The sequence below is a fragment of the Priestia sp. SB1 genome (assembly GCF_038898415.1).
On record NZ_JBBJSS010000017.1, the window covers coordinates 1 to 18,103 of the forward strand.

The following is an 18,103-nucleotide window of genomic DNA, read 5'->3' on the forward strand; positions in this document are numbered from 1 at the left end:
GAGCCATTAGCTCAGTTGGTAGAGCATCTGACTTTTAATCAGAGGGTCGAAGGTTCGAGTCCTTCATGGCTCATTTTAATAAGCGGAAGTAGTTCAGTGGTAGAACACCACCTTGCCAAGGTGGGGGTCGCGAGTTCGAACCTCGTCTTCCGCTCCATTTCTATATAAAAAAACATATTGGGGCCTTAGCTCAGCTGGGAGAGCGCCTGCCTTGCACGCAGGAGGTCAGCGGTTCGATCCCGCTAGGCTCCACCATACATATAAACGTACAACCTTTAAGCAATTTGCTTAAAGGTTTTTTTGTGTAGTTTCTACAAATTAGAATTGTATATATATTCAAAAAAGTGTCGAGTTGAGCCATCGCTCATTTAGCCGTTACAATAAGAGAGTAGCAACATTTGTGATGGGGGGAAATATTATGAATAAGCTTTCAATTATTGGAGTACCAATGGATTTAGGTCAAACTCGCCGAGGGGTCGATATGGGGCCAAGTGCGATACGATATGCAGGTGTTATGGAACGCATCGAGAATATTGGATATAGTGTAGAAGATAAAGGGAATATTGAAATTGCCTTAGCTGAACGAGTACATAGTGATGAAAATACAAACTTAAAGAATTTAAAAGCTGTAGCGGATGCTAGCGAAAGACTTGCTCAGACCGTAAGTGATGTTATTGCAAATAAAAGGTTTCCTTTAGTGCTAGGGGGAGATCACAGCATCGCTATCGGAACACTAGCAGGAGTAAGTCGTCATTATAAAAATTTAGGCGTAATTTGGTATGATGCACACGGAGATTTAAATACAGCAGATACGTCTCCTTCCGGAAATATTCACGGTATGCCATTGGCGGCAAGTATAGGTATAGGAGACGAAGCATTGACTCGAATTGGTGGCTATGCCCCTAAAGTCAAGCCCGAGAATATTGTGATTATCGGAGCCCGTTCTTTAGATGAAGGAGAAAAAGAGCTAATAAAGGAAAAAGGAATTAAAGTGTATACGATGCATGAGATAGATCGAATGGGTATGACAAAAGTAATGGAAGAAACAATTTTATATTTGCGTGATAAAACAGATGGCGTTCATCTATCACTCGATTTAGATGGACTGGATCCACATGATGCACCTGGAGTAGGAACGCCAGTTATCGGTGGAATAAGCTACAGAGAAAGTCATTTAGCTATGGAGATGTTGGCAGAATCTCAGCTAATCACTTCTGCCGAGTTTGTGGAAGTGAATCCTATTTTAGATGAGCGGAATAAAACAGCTACCGTAGCTGTTGCATTAATGGGCTCACTTTTAGGAGAAAAATTAGTATAAAACATTATTGCCTACCAAAAGGTACATGAAACATATGTGAAGATAAAAAAAAGAAGCTCTTAGTTCAGATTCTAGAGCTTCTTTATATAGAGAAAAACTTTTCATATTCATTTAATAGACCATCTAGCTCTGAGCTTACTCTCACCACTGTTAGTGAGGATAAAGGATTTTCTGCTGCAAGAGTGACCATGTTATTTCTACATTCTTCAATTTGATTCAAAAGGTTTTCTTTTGTATGAGTCAAGCTTTCCACTCCTCTTCTTTTCATCTATACTAATTACATAACCTACGTACGATCTTTTTAAACGTATTTGACAAATTTTTGTTAAAATAATTAAGCATAAGTGAAACTTTATGATAAAGTACACGTATATATACTATCCCGCAATGGGCGGAGGTAACCGTTACATGGATTTATTATTAAAAAGAAAAATAAAAAAAGTAAAAAAAGGTGACCAGGATGCGTTTGCTGACATAGTAGAATATCACAAGGATAAACTTTTTCATCTATGTTATCGAATGCTAGGAAACCGGGAAGAAGCGCAAGACGCTGCACAAGAAGCGTTTATTCGAGCCTATGTAAATATTCATAGCTATGACACGAGTAAAAAGTTTTCCACCTGGCTATATCGAATTGCTACAAATCTTTGTATTGATCGAATTCGTAAAAAAAAGCCAGACTATTATTTAGATGCAGAAGTAGCCGGGACCGACGGGTTAAATATGTACTCTCAAATAGCTGCCGATCAGGCCTTACCAGAGGAAGAGCTAGAGCAAGTAGAATTGCAAGAATTCATTCAGTCGGAAATATTAAAGCTACCTGAGAAATATCGAACTGTCATTGTCCTAAAATATATAGATGAGCTGTCGTTAAAAGAAATCAGCGATATTTTAGACCTGCCTCTTGGTACGGTAAAGACTAGAATTCACAGAGGACGTGAAGCTTTAAGAAATCGACTTCGCCACTTGTAAGGAGTGAACTAAGAATGAAATGTCCAAAAATGTATGTAAACCTCATTCATGAGCATTTAGATGGAGATATTACAAAAGAAAATGAACTGTTATTAAAAGAGCATTTGCACCAATGCAAAGGTTGTCAGCAGCATATGCATCAGTTAAAAAGAACGATTGCATTTGTGCAAAGCACTTCTCATATAGAATTACCTATGAACTTTACAGCAGGTGTTATGGCCGGGTTACCACGTGAGAAGAATCGAATTCGAATGAATAGATGGTTTACAAACCATCCGATTCTTAGTGCAGCTGCTGTATTTGTGCTGTTAATGTCCGGCACGGTGTTTTCAGCTTGGGAAACGGATGAAGACTTTTCTGTTTCAAAGCAGCCGAACCTGGTCATTCACGATAAAACAGTCGTTGTACCAAAAGGTGAGACCGTCAAAGGTGATATTACTGTGAGAAATGGCGATATTAAAATTGAAGGAAAAGTAGATGGAAACGTTACTGTTATACATGGTGATAAGTATCTAGCTTCTGCAGGAGAAGTGACAGGCAATATTGAAGAGTTAGACAAGATTTTTGACTGGGTATGGTATAACGTCAAAACTCATGCCAAGCAAGCTGTTGACTTTTAATAGTTAAACATAAAACCGTCCGCTTATCTTGTTAGAGAGGAACAGTGGACGGTTTTATTTATATAAAAAGAAGGCTACATTATATAGGAACAAGGATTTAAAAATAAGATGTAATTTACAGTGTAATTTTGTTTTATGGTATAATAAAACGGTTATGTTATCTTTATTACATATATAGAGGAAGTGAGAAGATGCCTATTGGAGACCTGCCAATCCTCTCATATTTAGGAAAAATTGTTGATGTTCTCCTGGTATGGTTCGTCATATATAAATTAATTATGGTCATAAGAGGTACAAAAGCAGTACAGCTTTTAAAAGGAATCACGGTAATTTTAGTTGTCCGCTTTATAAGTAACTTCCTTGGACTAAATACGTTGCAATGGTTAATGGACCAAGCGTTAACGTATGGATTTTTAGCTATTATTATTATCTTCCAGCCAGAGCTGCGCCGAGCGCTTGAACAGCTTGGGAGAGGACGTTTGTTTTCACGCAGTAATTTGCCTGAAGAAGATGAACGTACCGTTACGATTGAGGCGATTATAAAAGCAACGCATTATATGGCTAAAAGACGCATAGGTGCATTGATCTCAATTGAAAGAGAGACGGGTATGGGTGATTATATTGAAACAGGTATACCGCTCAACTCTAATATTTCTTCTGAATTATTAATCAACTTATTTATACCGAATACACCACTTCATGATGGAGCGGTTATTTTACAGCGGGATCAAGTAGCCGCTGCAGCATGTTACTTACCTTTATCTGAAAGTCCTTTTATTTCAAAAGAATTAGGTACTCGCCATCGTGCTGCTGTAGGAATAAGTGAAGTAACAGATAGTGTGACTGTCATTGTATCTGAAGAAACTGGAGGCATTTCCGTTACCAAAAACGGTGAATTGTATCGTGAATTGACCATTGATACATTAAGAGAAATGCTAGAAAAAGAATTAGTCACAACTTCTAAAGCAACTTCTTCCACTCGTTGGCAATGGAGGTTGAAGAAGAATGGATAAATTGATGAATCGATCGTGGGTTATGAAAATTATCGCGTTGCTGTTAGCCTTCATGTTATATTTATCTGTTAATTTAGATGATGGTGCCAGTTCATCAAATAAAATTCTGAACCGAAGCAGTTCTGCCAACACTGGAGTAGAAACATTAACAGATGTTCCGGTTCAAGTATCCTACAATGAGAAGAACAGAATTGTAAGAGGTGTTCCGGATACGGTCATTATGACACTGGAAGGTCCTAAAAATATTTTGGCTCAAACAAAGCTACAAAAAGATTATCAAGCTTATATTGACCTTGATAATTTAAGCTTAGGGCAGCATAGAGTCAAGGTTCAGTATCGAAATATCTCTGATAATTTAAACGTAGTGGTTAAGCCTGATATTGTAAATGTAACAATTGAAGAACGCGATTCAAAACAGTTTTCAGTAGAGGCAAGCTATGATAAAAATAAGGTCAAAAATGGGTATGAAGCAGGGGAAGCAACCGTTAGCCCAAGAGCCGTCACGGTAACGGGCGCATCAAGTCAATTAGACCAAGTTGCTTATGTAAAAGCTATTATTGATTTAGATAATGCTTCAAAAACAGTGACGAAACAAGCAACTGTTGTCGCATTAGACAAGAATTTAAATAAATTGAATGTAACAGTTCAACCAGAAACGGTCAATGTAACAATCCCGGTGAAAAATATTAGTAAAAAAGTGCCGATCGATGTGATTCAAGAAGGCACGCCAGGCGACGGTGTCAACATTACGAAGCTAGAGCCTAAAACAGATACCGTGAAAATTATCGGTCCATCTGATTCTTTAGAAAAAATCGATAAAATTGATAATATTCCAGTCGATGTTACCGGTATTACGAAATCTAAAGATATTAAGGTGAATGTCCCTGTTCCAGACGGAATAGATAGTGTAAGTCCTAAACAAATTACCGTTCATGTGGAAGTAGACAAACAAGGTGATGAGAAAGACGCAGAAGAAACGGACGCAAGTGCAGCTGAGACTAAGTCATTTAAGAATTTGCCGGTTTCTTTAACTGGTCAATCCTCAAAGTACACGTATGAACTGCTTTCTCCTACTTCAGTAGATGCGGATGTAAAAGGACCAAAATCTGATTTAGATAAGTTAACGAAAAGTGGCATTAGCTTGTCAGCGAATGTAGGGAATTTATCTGCTGGGGAGCACACGGTTCCTATTATAATAAATAGTCCTGACTCTGTTACATCAACACTATCGACTAAACAGGCAAAAGTTCGTGTAACAGCGAAAAAACAATCAGGGACAAATGATGAGCAAACGGATAAAGAAACAAGTGGAAGCACGAGCGATAAAGAAACAAAGCCAGACACGGGAACTGGATCAGGATCAGGAACAAATCCTGGGACGGGAAATTCAGGTGATTCAACTGATAAACCAAGCGAAGAGACTGATACACCTGAAGACAATACAGATACACCAACAGATAATACAGAAACTGGTGACGATAGTAGTAATCAAAGTGATGAAAATTCTACACCCGTAGATGGACAGACAGATAATACATCAGGAAACTAAATGTTTTGACATGAAGGAGAGAAAATTAATGGGTAAGTATTTTGGAACAGACGGAGTACGAGGAGTTGCCAATAGTGAATTAACTCCTGAGCTTGCTTTTAAAATTGGACGCTTAGGTGGTTACGTTCTAACAAAAGATGCAGAGCGACCAAAGGTATTAATCGGACGCGATACACGCGTTTCTGGTCATATGTTAGAAGGAGCGCTTGTTGCAGGCTTGCTTTCAATTGGTGCAGAAGTTATGCGATTAGGCGTTATTTCAACTCCAGGGGTAGCGTATTTAACAAAAGCACTTGGCGCACAAGCAGGAGTCATGATCTCTGCTTCACATAACCCAGTTCAAGATAACGGAATTAAATTCTTTGGTCCAGATGGATTTAAACTGTCAGATGCACAAGAGAATGAAATTGAAGCGTTAATGGATAGTGAAACAGATCAATTACCAAGACCTGTTGGGGGAGATTTAGGTCAGGTAAATGACTACTTCGAAGGTGGACAAAAATATCTTCAATACTTAAAACAAACGGTTGATGAAGACTTCTCAGGTATTCATGTTGCATTAGACTGTGCGCACGGAGCAACGTCATCGTTAGCAGCACATTTATTTGCAGATTTAGATGCGGATATCTCTACAATGGGGGCATCACCAAACGGATTAAACATCAATGACGGTGTAGGATCTACACATCCGGAAGCATTAAGTGCCTTCTTAAAAGAAAAAGGAGCGGATGTTGGGTTAGCATTTGATGGAGACGGAGATCGTTTAATCGCAATCGATGAAAAAGGCGAGATTGTAGACGGTGATCAAATCATGTTCATTTGTGCAAAGTACTTATATGAACAAGGACGTTTAAAGAAAAATACGCTTGTTTCTACCGTTATGAGTAACTTAGGCTTCTATAAAGCACTAGAAGCTAGCGGAATTGAAAGTGCACAAACTGGTGTAGGCGACCGTTATGTAGTAGAAGAAATGAAAGCTAATCAATATAACCTAGGTGGAGAACAGTCAGGTCATATTATTTTCTTAGATTACAACACAACAGGTGACGGTATGCTTTCAGCTATTCAGCTTGTAAACATTATGCAAGCAACGAAAAAGCCTTTATCAGAATTAGCAGCTGAAATGAAGAAGTATCCTCAGCTTCTTGTAAATGTAAAAGTAACGGATAAGCATCATGTTACAGATAATGAGAAGGTAAAAGTGGTTATTGAAGAAGTGGAAAAAGAAATGAACGGTAATGGCCGAGTACTTGTACGCCCTTCAGGAACAGAGCCGTTAGTACGTGTTATGGTTGAAGCACAAACACAAGAAGAGTGTGAAACTTATGTAACGCGTATCGTAGAAGTAGTAAAAGAAGAAATGGGCTTAGAGTAATTCATTAATTATATGCATAAGCGGTGACGTTTCGAGCTGCTTATGCATATTTTTATATTGTTGAGAAAAATTCTTGGAAATTATCTGATGCTAAAGGCTGTTTTTACAGATAGTAAAGAAGATAATTGACGTTTTCTCACTTCTTATTGTAATATTAAATCTGTTCGTCTCTTAATTTATGTAAAGGAGTGAACAATCTATTTTAAAAGTGAATACAAAGCGCCTGAACTAAGTAAAGGGACGGAAACGACTTAGTTGACGAGGAGGAGGTTTATCGAAGTATCGGCGGATGCCTCCCGGTTGTTGATTATCACGGCCGAAAACTTGATGTGAAAAACAATGAGGTGACTTATTGGACAAAAGCATTGAGATGATAATCATTGATGATGAAAAGAGACTCTCTTTTCATACATGAAGGAGGATTTTATCTATGTGCGGAATTGTAGGATATATTGGAACAGAAGATTCGAAAGAAATTTTATTACGTGGTCTTGAAAAGTTAGAATATCGTGGCTATGACTCAGCAGGTATTGCAGTTGTTAACAATGAAGGCGTACACGTATTCAAAGAAAAAGGTCGTATTGCAGAATTGCGTCAGGCAGTAGATAACAGTGTTGTAGCACCAGCAGGTATCGGTCATACGCGTTGGGCAACTCATGGTGTACCAAGCCAAGAAAATGCTCACCCGCATCAAAGTACATCTGGACGCTTCACGCTTGTGCATAATGGTGTAATTGAAAACTACGCTATTTTAAAACGTGAATATTTACAAGATGTAACGTTCAAAAGCGAAACGGATACAGAAGTAATCGTTCAGTTAATTGAAAAAATCGCAGCAGAAGGCTTAGATGTAGAAGAAGCGTTCCGCAAGACAGTAAGCTTGCTTCACGGTTCTTATGCACTAGCTCTTGTTGATAACGAAGATAAAAATACAATCTACGTAGCTAAAAACAAAAGCCCGCTTCTTGTAGGTGTTGGCGAAGGATTTAACGTTGTAGCAAGCGATGCTATGGCAATGCTTCAAGTAACAGATCAGTACGTAGAATTAATGGATAAAGAAACAGTAATTGTTACAAAAGAAGGCGTAACAATTAAAACGCTTGATGGTGAAGTGGTAGAAAGAGCACCTTACACAGCAGAGCTTGATGCAAGTGATATTGAAAAAGGTACGTACCCTCACTATATGTTAAAAGAAATTGATGAGCAGCCTTTAGTTGTTCGTAAAATCATTCAAGAGTATCAAAATGAAAACAATGAACTGCACATTGATGCAGACATTTTAGGAGCAATGGATGAAGCAGACCGCATCTATATCGTAGCATGTGGAACAAGCTATCATGCAGGCCTAGTAGGTAAACAATTCATTGAAACGTGGGCGAAGGTTCCGGTAGAAGTGCACGTAGCAAGTGAATTCTCTTACAACATGCCGCTTTTATCTGAAAAGCCACTGTTTATCTTTATTTCTCAAAGTGGAGAAACAGCTGACAGCCGTGCAGTATTAGTTCAAATTAAAGAACTAGGTTACAAAGCGTTAACAATCACAAACGTTCCGGGATCAACATTATCTCGTGAATCTGATTATACGTTATTACTTCATGCAGGTCCGGAAATTGCTGTAGCATCAACAAAGGCTTATACAGCTCAATTAGCAGTCCTATCAATTCTAGCGGCTGTAACAGCAAAAACACGCGGCATTGAATTAGAATTTGATTTAGTTCAAGAGTTAGCAATCGTAGCAAACACAATGGAAGTACTTTGCGACGACAAAGAAGAAATGGAAAGCATTGCTCTTCAATTCTTAGCAACAACTCGCAACGCATTCTTTATTGGACGTTCTGTTGATTATTATGTAGGTTTAGAAGGCGCGTTAAAACTAAAAGAAATCTCTTACATTCAAGCAGAAGGATTTGCTGGAGGAGAGCTTAAGCACGGAACAATCGCTTTAATTGAAAACAATACGCCAATTATTGCATTAGCAACACAAGAACATGTAAACTTAAGCATCCGTGGTAACGTAAAAGAAGTAGTAGCACGTGGAGCTAATCCTTGTATCATTTCAATGAAAGGATTAGAAACAGAAGAAGATCGCTACGTGATTCCGAAAGTTCACGAAACACTTTCACCACTAGCAGCGGTTATTCCTTTACAATTAATCTCTTACTACGCTGCATTGCACCGCGATTGCGATGTAGATAAACCACGTAACTTAGCAAAATCAGTTACTGTAGAATAATAAGGTTCTAGACACCCTTCTATTATAGAAGGGTGTTTTTGTATATAATTCTCATTGAGCTAAAAAATATATTTGCTTGCTTCATTTATTTTATATAATAGAGTAGGTAAATGAATGAAACTTATTTATAAAAAAGGAAGTGAAAAGTATTAGTGGAGTAGCTCAAAGTATAAAGTACGTGTTGCGAGGCATCTTTTTTGTCTTGTATTTTCCCTTTTATTTTGTATTTCAAATTTTGTGTAAGATATGGATATATTTTATCGCTAAGCCCCTCATATGGATAGGAACAAGAATTATTCAACCTGTCATTGATTTCATTTGGAGATACATTATACGTTTTTTATTCGTTTATCCTATTTCTTGGCTATGGAGTGTCCTCATCTATCCTTTTATTCTCTTCGTTTGGAAACGATGTTTTTTGCCTATAACTAGATTTATATGGAAGTATGTTTTATACCCTGTTTTATACATGGTTTGTTACCCTTGTTATCTTCTATGGAAATATGTTGTGCTGCCATTTTACAATGAAATTGTTATTCCCGTGGTTTCATTTTGTCAGCGTATATTCTTCTGTTTTTGGAAAGGAGTTAAGTGGATCATAATTCATATGATCTACTATCCCCTACGGTGGATTTGGGTGAGATGTATATACAAACCGCTGAAAAAGGTATATACAAAAATCATTCAGCCTGTTATCAAATGGTTTTCTCATTTATTTAGTTAACGAAATATACCAAAAGATTGCTTGTCTTTTTTAGGTATTAAACTCGAAAGATAAGAGGGAATTGATGTATAATAAAAACGGATATATCATTGCCTATTTATTTTATTAGATTCAATTTTGAAAGAGAGTGAAACAATATGGGCCGTAAGTGGAACAATATTAAAGAAAAGAAAGCGTCAAAAGATGCTAATACAAGTCGTATATATGCCAAGTTTGGCCGTGAGATTTATGTGGCTGCAAAACAAGGTGAGCCAGATCCAGAATCAAACCAAGCGTTAAAAGTTGTATTAGAACGCGCGAAAACATACAATGTGCCAAAAGCAATTATTGACCGTGCCATTGAAAAAGCAAAGGGCGGTTCAGAAGAAAATTACGATAATCTTCGTTACGAAGGTTTTGGACCAAATGGCTCAATGGTTATCGTAGATGCTCTTACGAATAACGTAAACAGAACAGCTTCAGACGTGCGTGCTGCCTTTGGTAAAAACGGCGGTAATATGGGAGTAAGCGGATCAGTAGCGTATATGTTTGATCCAACAGCTGTTATTGGTGTAGAAGGTAAAGATGAAGAAGAGACGCTAGAACTGTTAATGGAAGCAGACGTAGACGTGCGTGACATTTTAGAAGAAGAAGATTCTGTAATTGTTTATGCTGATCCGGATCAATTCCATGCGGTACAAAAAGCGTTCAATGATGCTGGTATTACGGAATTTACAGTAGCTGAGCAAACGATGCTTGCTCAAAATGATGTAACTCTTCCTGAAGGTGCACAAGCTCAGTTTGAAAAAATGATTGATGCATTAGAGGACTTAGAAGATGTGCAGCAAGTATATCACAACGTTGATTTAGGATAATAGTGAAAGAGGCAGACCTATCAAAGAGGTCTGTCTTTTTTTATAGGCCGTGTGAAAAGCATCTATTGACCCTTTCCCTTCGTTTGGAATATGGTAAGATAATGAATTAAGAATAGAAAATAGTAGAATTTTATAAGGAATAAATGGAGGGAAAGCAGTTGAAAAAATTAATGGTGGGGATGGCGTTAACAGCTACGCTTGCAACGGCTGTAACGCCTGGCTTTGGCTCAATTGGGGGAAATCAAGAAAAGGCATATGCAGCAACAGTTACATATAAAGTAACGGCAAGCAAGCTAAATGTGAGAAGCGGAGCGGGAACGAATTACGGGATTATCGGCAGCGTAGTAAAAGATCAAACACTATCCGTGGTGAGCAAAAGCGGAAGCTGGTACAAAATTAACTATAACGGCCGCACAGGCTATGTAAGCAGCGATTATGTACAGTCATCAGGAACAACAGCGCCACCAGCAGAAAGCACAACGTATACAGTAACGGCAAGCACGCTGAATGTAAGAAGCGGAGCGGGCACCAACTACGCATCTATAGGAAGTGTGGCAAAAGGCCAGAAGCTGTCTGTGATGAGCAAAAGCGGAAGCTGGTACAAAATTAACTACAACGGCCGCACGGGCTACGTAAGCAGCGATTATGTACAAGCATCGGGAACAACAACGGCCCCAACAATGCCACCAGCAGAAAGCACAACGTACACAGTAACGGCGAGCACGCTGAACGTAAGAAGCGGAGCAGGCACCAACTACGCATCTATAGGAAGTGTGACAAAAGGCCAGAAGCTGTCTGTGGTGAGCAAAAGCGGAAGCTGGTACAAAATTAACTATAACGGCCGCACAGGCTATGTAAGCAGTGACTATGTACAGGCTTCAGCTACAGCGTCTCCAAAGCTCGTAGTCGATTCTTTTAAAACGTTAGGCAACGCTCAGCAAGTCATCTTGGTTACAGCAGATAACTACGATACGAAGTCTGCTAAAATTCAAACATTTGAAAAAGTTGATGGAAAATGGAAGCAAGTTTTAACTGCGAACGGTGTACTTGGACAAAAAGGATTCGCTTTAGCGAAAAAAGAAGGAGATATGGAGTCTCCGACAGGGAAATATACAATTGGCACAGCATTCGGACGCTATGCAAATCCTGGAACTAAGCTTCCATATCGAAAGATTACATCAAATGATGTGTGGGTAGACGATTCAAAAAGCTCTCTGTATAATACGTGGCAGCAAAAGCCAGCGAATGGCCGCTGGACGAGCGCTGAGAACATGGATATCCCGGCTTATGATTATGGGTTTGTCATTAATTATAATGAATCTAGAACCCCAGGAAAGGGAAGTGCAATCTTCTTTCATGTAGGAACAAATTATACAGCAGGATGTACGGCCACTTCTAAAGAACAAGTTGTCTCTATTTTAAAATGGTTAAATCCAGAGAAAAATCCAGTTATTATTCAATCTCCTGTAAGTGAATTAGATAAATATTAAGTTAGAAAGCAGCTGAATTCGTGTAATTCAGCTGCTTTTTTATGTAATTAAAAGCTTTGTCCGTCTGTGGTACGACAAAGTTAGTTTTCCTATTCATTGAATGAAAGCGTTTAATCTCTTACGATTAAAGTATCACCACGTAGAGAAAGGAAGAGAGCAAATGGCTCAATCTAATATAAAAGTAGCTGTACAAAAATTTGGGAACTTTCTAAGTTCAATGGTTATGCCAAATATCGGAGCATTTATTGCATGGGGACTTATTACTGCTTTATTTATTCCAACAGGCTTTTTTCCAAATGAAAGCCTTGCCAAACTAGTGGATCCAATGGTCAAGTATTTGCTTCCGCTGCTAATCGGCTACACAGGAGGAAAGCTTGTACACGATCAGCGCGGAGGCGTTGTAGGTGCTATCGCGACCATGGGCGTCATTGTTGGATCTGATATTCCGATGTTTCTAGGCGCTATGATTATGGGGCCGCTGGGCGGCTATATCATCAAGAAGTTTGACCAGTTTATTGAAGGTAAAGTCAAAACAGGATTTGAGATGTTAATTAATAATTTCTCAGCAGGTATTCTTGGAGGAATTCTAGCGATTCTAGCCTTTTTAGGAGTTAGCCCAGCTGTGGACGGATTTACAGGTGCACTTGTAGTGGGTGTAGATTGGATGGTTGCACATGGCCTTCTTCCTCTTACAAGTATTTTAATTGAACCAGCTAAAATTTTATTTTTAAACAATGCCATTAATCACGGCATTTTATCTCCGATTGGCGCAGAACAAATTCGAACAAACGGACAGTCCATTCTATTGTTATTAGAAACAAATCCTGGTCCGGGATTAGGAATTCTGTTAGCGTATTGCTTCTTTGGAAAAGGAACAGCAAAACAGTCAGCACCGGGAGCGGCCATCATTCATTTTATTGGCGGAATTCACGAAATTTACTTCCCTTACGTTTTAATGCGTCCTCTTCTAATCATTGCGGCTATTTTAGGAGGAATGAGCGGAGTATTTACATTTGTTCTTTTAGGAGGAGGCTTACAAGCCGTTGCTTCACCAGGAAGTATTTTGGCTATTTTAGCTGCTACACCAGGTAATGCAGGCAGCTATGTTGCAAATATCTCAGGTGTTCTTGTTGCAGCCATCGTATCGTTTATTGTAGGTTCGTTAATTTTAAAAACGGGCAAGCAAACAGAAGATTTGGACGAAGCAGCTCGCAAAATGCAAGAGATGAAGGGCAAGAAGAGCTCTGTAGCAGGAAGCTTTACAAAACAGCAAGGCGACGTACCAGCAAGCGTTCAAAAAATTGTTTTTGCCTGTGACGCAGGTATGGGATCGAGTGCAATGGGCGCCTCTCTTCTTCGCAAGAAAGTTAAACAAGCAGATTTAAATATTTCGGTAACAAATACAGCTATCAGTAATATTCCAAGTGATGCTCAAATCGTTATTACACAGGAAGAGCTAACGCCAAGAGCTCAAAACAAAGTTCCAGATGCGTATCATATCTCGGTGGATAACTTTCTATCTAGCCCGGAATATGACAAACTAATTGATCAACTAAAAAATGATCATACTACTTCTAAGGCGGAAGAAGAAAAGAACGTATCTGCAGAAAACTATACAGATAGTAATGATGGTTTATTAAAAGAAGAAAACGTTTTCTTGAATCAGCACTTTTCTTCTAAGGAAGAAGCAATTCGATTTGCAGGAAGTGTGTTAGTAAAAGGCGGATATGTAGAAGAAAACTATGTTGAAGCGATGATTGAGCGAGACAATATGACTTCTACTTATATGGGAAATGACGTAGCGATTCCGCACGGTACGGAAGAAGCGAAAAAGAACGTTTTAAGATCAGGTTTTACAGTAATTCAAGTTCCAGAAGGCGTTGATTTTGATGGTGAGAAAGTTCGTTTGATTTTCGGAATTGCCGGAAAAGACGGCACCCATTTAGAAATTTTATCTGGTATCGCGATTACATGTTCTGATATGAACAATATTGAAAAGATGGTTCATGCCAAATCAGCTAAAGAATTAATGGCTATTATTCAAAGTAACTAACGGGATAGAAAGGCATGAAGATGCCTTTTTATCCTTTGTTTATAAATAAGAAAAGAGTTGATGTTCTTGTTTATTACTTCAAGAGAAAAATCAATCATTGAGTTAATTATTAAAACGGCAGGAAAGCATACAGCACTTACACTTGCTACTTTTTTGAATGTAAGTGTAAGAACCGTTCACCGAGATTTGAAGGCAATTGAATCAATACTTGAAAAATTTGATTTAAAGCTGATTCGTACACAAGATGAAGGACTAATGATTGAAGGTAAAAATGAACAAATTTTTCGTCTTATCCAAGAGCTGATGAAGATTAAAACGACGGATCAGTCTCCACAGGAAAGAAAATTAATTCTTTTAATTCTTCTTCTAGAAGAAGGAGATTCATTTAAATTACAAACGCTGGCTAAAGACTTAGAAGTAAGTATTACTACACTAACTGCTTATCTAGATGAATTAACAGAGTGGTTAACCACATTTGACGTTTTCCTTCATCGAAAGAGAGGGGTCGGAGTAGAGGTTCAAGCTACTGAAGCCAATAAACGGAACGCATTAGCCAATTATTTTCTTGTCCACTTTAATGAAGAGTTAATTGAATGTTTGTTTCTAGTAGAAAATCACCAGCATACGGATGAAACGATTTTGCATTATTTTTATCCGAATTATTTAGCAGAAGTAGACCGAATTGTACATCAAGCGATTAATCAGTATCATTCTAAGCTGGCTGACAGCGATTATATAGGGCTCATTGTTCATATTTGCATTATGATACAGCGAACGAAAAAGCAAATGTATCTAGAAGACGACGGCGGCCAAACGGAAGAGCTGGCGAGTGAACTGTTCTTAATGAAGGATATTTGCCGCGAAATTGAACGGGTATTTTCTCTTTCTTTCACGGAAAAAGATATTCATTTCTTAGCAGTACGGCTGCGTGCAGCTAAGTTCCAAACTACTAGAGACGTATATTACGACAGCGTAGTGGTTGGGCAGATTATTAAGAATATGATTTCTCATGTTTCTGTTCAGCTTAACACCGACTTGACCGGTGACTTTTCCCTTTACCAAGGGCTGCTTGCTCATATGGAACCGGCAATTTTTCGTCTTAAGCAAAAAATGGAGCTTTTTAATCCATTAACGGAAGAGATTAAGAAAAAGTACCCTGTTTTATTTATGGCTGTGAGAAACAGTATCGATCAAGAGCTGCCGGATTTAGTTTTTCCAGATGATGAAGTGGCATATCTTGTTTTGCATTTCGGTTCAACGCTAGTGCTAAAAGAAGAAGTCATGGAAATTCAGGCACTGATTGTCTGTCCAACTGGAATCGGCACTTCGAAAATGTTAGCTAGCCGTATTCGTAAAGAGATTCCGGAGATTAATTCAGTTGTCATTAAATCGGTAAAAGAAATCAAAGAAGCGGCGCTTGAAGGGTATGACGTAGTGATTTCAACAGTAAGACTTCCTTTTTTAAATGTCGATTACATTTTAGTCAATCCACTCTTAACCGAAGAGGATATTCAGTCCGTTCAGAATTTTTTACAGAAAAACATTCAAAAGTTAACCAAAGATAAGGGCTATCGTTCGTTCCAATATAAAAATAAGACCGTCTCTACACAAAAACCGTCTTTTGAGGAAACGATGAAGCAAATTAAAGATGTGCATGGAAGTATCGAATCAATTCTTCAAAACCTTAGAATGTATCGATTTTCGGATGCAGTGAGTCATGATCAAGTGATTTCGCACGTAGTAAAAGCAGCTGAAAAAGAACGTTTAATAACCAATGCCAGCTGCGTTATTGATCAGCTTAAGGAACGAGAAAACAAAGGCGGTTTAGGTATTCCGCAAACGAGTATGGCACTGTTCCATTGCCGTGAACATCACGTAAAAGAGCTGATTTTTCAAGTTTCACATTTAGAACAGCCTTGCACAGTTAAAGGTATGGACGGAACAAACATGCAGGCGCGTAACCTTCTATTAATGCTAGCACCTGAGGAGTTAAGTGAAGTACAGCAAGAAATCTTAAGTTTAATTAGTACAAGTTTAATTGAAGATCATGAAGCAATGATGGTTTTTTCGTCTTCGAACGAAGAGATAATTCGCACAAGGCTAGAGGATACGTTTCATGAGTACCTTCGAAATAATTTGATAAAGGAATGATTTTTGTGAAACAAGCAGTTCATTTTGGAGCAGGTAATATTGGGCGAGGATTTATTGGGGCATTATTTTCTCAAAGCAACTATCACGTTACATTCGTAGATATTGCTGAAAAGATTATTAATCAGTTAAACACAGATGAAGGGTATAACGTAATAACAGCCGCAGAGCACCCAGAGACATTAGCTGTTCAAAACGTATCTGGTTTAAATAATCTGACGCAAGAACAAGCAGTCATTAAAGCGATTAAAGAAGCAACGTACATTACGACAGCCATCGGACCGAACGTTCTGCCTCGCATTGCTCCTTTAATTGCTAAAGGTTTGGCTGAGCGTGTGAAAACAAGCGACGAAAAGGTATATATTATTGCATGTGAAAATCAAATCTCTGCGACAGATTTATTAAAAGGCTATATTTTTGATGCGCTGGATGAAGAGACAAAAGCTCATATGGTAAATAAGGTCTTTTTCTTCAATTCAGCTGTAGATCGTATCGTACCTCTTCAACACAACCAAGGTTCGCTTGATGTTTTAGTAGAATCCTATTATGAATGGGTAGTAGAGGCACCTGAAAATATTCCTTTTGTAGAAGGAATGACGATTGTGCCTGACCTTGCTCCTTTTATTGAAAGAAAGCTATTTACAGTAAATACAGGACATGCGGTGATTGCATATTTTGGTTATTTAAAAGGAAAAGAAACGATTGATCAAACGTTAAGAGATTCAGATATTTACCAACAAGTACAGCAAACGCTACGAGAAACAGGAGACTATCTAATTAAAAGATATGACTTAGATAGAGAGGAACACGAAGCCTACATCGTAAAAATTATTGAGCGCTTTAAGAATCCTCATTTAAATGATTCAGTTAAACGGGTAGGAAGAGCGCCAATTCGCAAGCTTGGACCTCAGGATCGTTTGATTCGTCCAGCGCTAGAAGCAAAAAAAGCGGGCCTTTCTTATACCCACTTAGCGAAGGCCATCGCTGCTGCGCTTCTATTTGACCCGCAAGAAGATAAAGAGGCTATAAAGCTTCAAGCGAATATTCATGATTATGGTATTGAGTATGTGTTAAAAGAGATCAGTGGGTTAGAGGCAAGTAATAATTTAACAAAAGAAATCATTGCTCAATATCATGCTTTAAAATCGTAAATGACTCTAATACGTGTAAACAGTCCATTTTAAATGGGCTGTTTTTCTTTTTGTAGAAAGGGAATGTTTGTGTATAGGAGGATGATAAAATGGTAGCTATTACTCACGTTGGATTAGCTGTACCTGATGTAGAAGAAGCCGTCCAGTGGTATGGGGAAGTTTTAGGTTTTAAGCTGATTGCCGGTCCTTATACGTTTAATGCGGAGGAAGAAAAAGCTGAAAATATGACTCAAGATTTACTAGGGTCTCATATTAAAAAAATGAAAAATGCTCACATGACAGCTGATAACCAGGTAGGCATTGAACTGTTTGAATTTAATAAGCCGCAAATGCCTCTTGTATTAAAAGACAGCGATGAGCAGTATCAAAGTTATTTTCACATGTGTTTAATAGTCGATGACGTGGAAAAATTAGCGGATAAAATCGAACAATCAGGCGGTAAAAAGCGTAGCCAAGTATGGAATACAAGACCTGGAAAACCTTATTACTTAATTTATTGCGAAGATCCGTTTGGGAATATTATTGAGCTATATTCACATAGTACGGAGCTCATGTATGGGAATAAAGAAGAATAAAAGCTTATCCACATTTTTTGGATAAGCT

General features: G+C 38.3%; 14 protein-coding genes and 3 tRNA genes. 16 read left to right on the plus strand and 1 reads right to left on the minus strand.

From position 1 onward, the window contains the following. The 4 genes from WKH56_RS33350 (at position 1) to rocF (ending at position 1,318) form a co-directional block, all read left to right on the plus strand. Positions 1 to 73: transfer RNA gene (locus WKH56_RS33350), tRNA-Lys, on the plus strand. 9 nt (positions 74 to 82) lie between these two features. Further along, positions 83 to 157 (plus strand) — tRNA-Gly (locus tag WKH56_RS33355). 22 nt (positions 158 to 179) lie between these two features. After that, a tRNA-Ala gene (locus WKH56_RS33360) sits at positions 180 to 255 on the plus strand. Positions 256 to 418: 163 nt separating this feature from the next. Then, complete coding sequence (gene rocF, locus WKH56_RS33365; RefSeq protein ID WP_048022388.1) at positions 419 to 1,318, plus strand: arginase; 900 nt, start codon at positions 419 to 421, stop codon at positions 1,316 to 1,318. A gap of 82 nt (positions 1,319 to 1,400) precedes the next feature. Here the strand turns inward: rocF and WKH56_RS33370 are convergent, their stop codons facing one another. Further along, positions 1,401 to 1,562, minus strand: coding sequence for an aspartyl-phosphate phosphatase Spo0E family protein (locus WKH56_RS33370; protein ID WP_013054968.1), 162 nt, complete (start codon positions 1,560 to 1,562; stop codon positions 1,401 to 1,403). A gap of 164 nt (positions 1,563 to 1,726) precedes the next feature. On the opposite strand from WKH56_RS33370, the gene sigW reads away from it, so the two are divergent. The 12 genes from sigW (at position 1,727) to WKH56_RS33430 (ending at position 18,075) form a co-directional block, all read left to right on the plus strand. After that, entirely contained in the window at positions 1,727 to 2,290 is a 564-nt protein-coding gene (sigW, locus tag WKH56_RS33375) for an RNA polymerase sigma factor SigW (RefSeq protein WP_013054969.1), read from the plus strand. Between the two features lie 14 nt (positions 2,291 to 2,304). After that, on the plus strand, positions 2,305 to 2,910 hold the full coding sequence (locus WKH56_RS33380; RefSeq protein ID WP_013081391.1) for an anti-sigma factor family protein: 606 nt from the start codon (positions 2,305 to 2,307) through the stop codon (positions 2,908 to 2,910). Between the two features lie 191 nt (positions 2,911 to 3,101). After that, positions 3,102 to 3,923, plus strand: a complete 822-nt coding sequence (gene cdaA / locus WKH56_RS33385) for a diadenylate cyclase CdaA (RefSeq protein WP_013054971.1) — start codon at positions 3,102 to 3,104, stop codon at positions 3,921 to 3,923. Next, the gene (locus WKH56_RS33390; RefSeq protein WP_028411906.1) at positions 3,916 to 5,472 is read left to right on the plus strand and encodes a CdaR family protein; all 1,557 of its coding nucleotides are present in this window, start codon (positions 3,916 to 3,918) and stop codon (positions 5,470 to 5,472) included. Before cdaA ends, WKH56_RS33390 begins: the two co-directional genes overlap by 8 nt. A gap of 28 nt (positions 5,473 to 5,500) precedes the next feature. After that, positions 5,501 to 6,847: a phosphoglucosamine mutase gene (glmM, locus tag WKH56_RS33395; RefSeq protein ID WP_028411905.1), complete on the plus strand. Its 1,347-nt coding sequence runs from the start codon at positions 5,501 to 5,503 to the stop codon at positions 6,845 to 6,847. Between the two features lie 430 nt (positions 6,848 to 7,277). Then, positions 7,278 to 9,080: a glutamine--fructose-6-phosphate transaminase (isomerizing) gene (gene glmS / locus WKH56_RS33400; protein ID WP_014461996.1), complete on the plus strand. Its 1,803-nt coding sequence runs from the start codon at positions 7,278 to 7,280 to the stop codon at positions 9,078 to 9,080. 861 nt (positions 9,081 to 9,941) lie between these two features. After that, positions 9,942 to 10,658 (plus strand): YebC/PmpR family DNA-binding transcriptional regulator, encoded by a 717-nt coding sequence (locus WKH56_RS33405; RefSeq protein ID WP_221834000.1) that lies wholly within the window; start codon positions 9,942 to 9,944, stop codon positions 10,656 to 10,658. Positions 10,659 to 10,801: 143 nt separating this feature from the next. Further along, a complete protein-coding gene (locus WKH56_RS33410; RefSeq protein ID WP_221834007.1) occupies positions 10,802 to 12,148 on the plus strand; it encodes an SH3 domain-containing protein in 1,347 nt (448 codons plus the stop codon). A gap of 160 nt (positions 12,149 to 12,308) precedes the next feature. Then, positions 12,309 to 14,201 carry a PTS mannitol transporter subunit IICBA gene (locus tag WKH56_RS33415; protein WP_048022379.1) on the plus strand — a complete coding sequence of 631 codons (1,893 nt, stop codon included), beginning with the start codon at positions 12,309 to 12,311 and terminating at the stop codon, positions 14,199 to 14,201. A gap of 60 nt (positions 14,202 to 14,261) precedes the next feature. Next, on the plus strand, positions 14,262 to 16,352 hold the full coding sequence (locus WKH56_RS33420; protein ID WP_221834009.1) for a BglG family transcription antiterminator: 2,091 nt from the start codon (positions 14,262 to 14,264) through the stop codon (positions 16,350 to 16,352). A gap of 5 nt (positions 16,353 to 16,357) precedes the next feature. Beyond that, positions 16,358 to 17,500 carry a mannitol-1-phosphate 5-dehydrogenase gene (locus WKH56_RS33425; RefSeq protein ID WP_168761587.1) on the plus strand — a complete coding sequence of 381 codons (1,143 nt, stop codon included), beginning with the start codon at positions 16,358 to 16,360 and terminating at the stop codon, positions 17,498 to 17,500. Positions 17,501 to 17,589: 89 nt separating this feature from the next. Beyond that, a complete protein-coding gene (locus tag WKH56_RS33430; RefSeq protein ID WP_048022368.1) occupies positions 17,590 to 18,075 on the plus strand; it encodes a VOC family protein in 486 nt (161 codons plus the stop codon). The last annotated feature ends 28 nt before the right edge of the window (positions 18,076 to 18,103 follow it).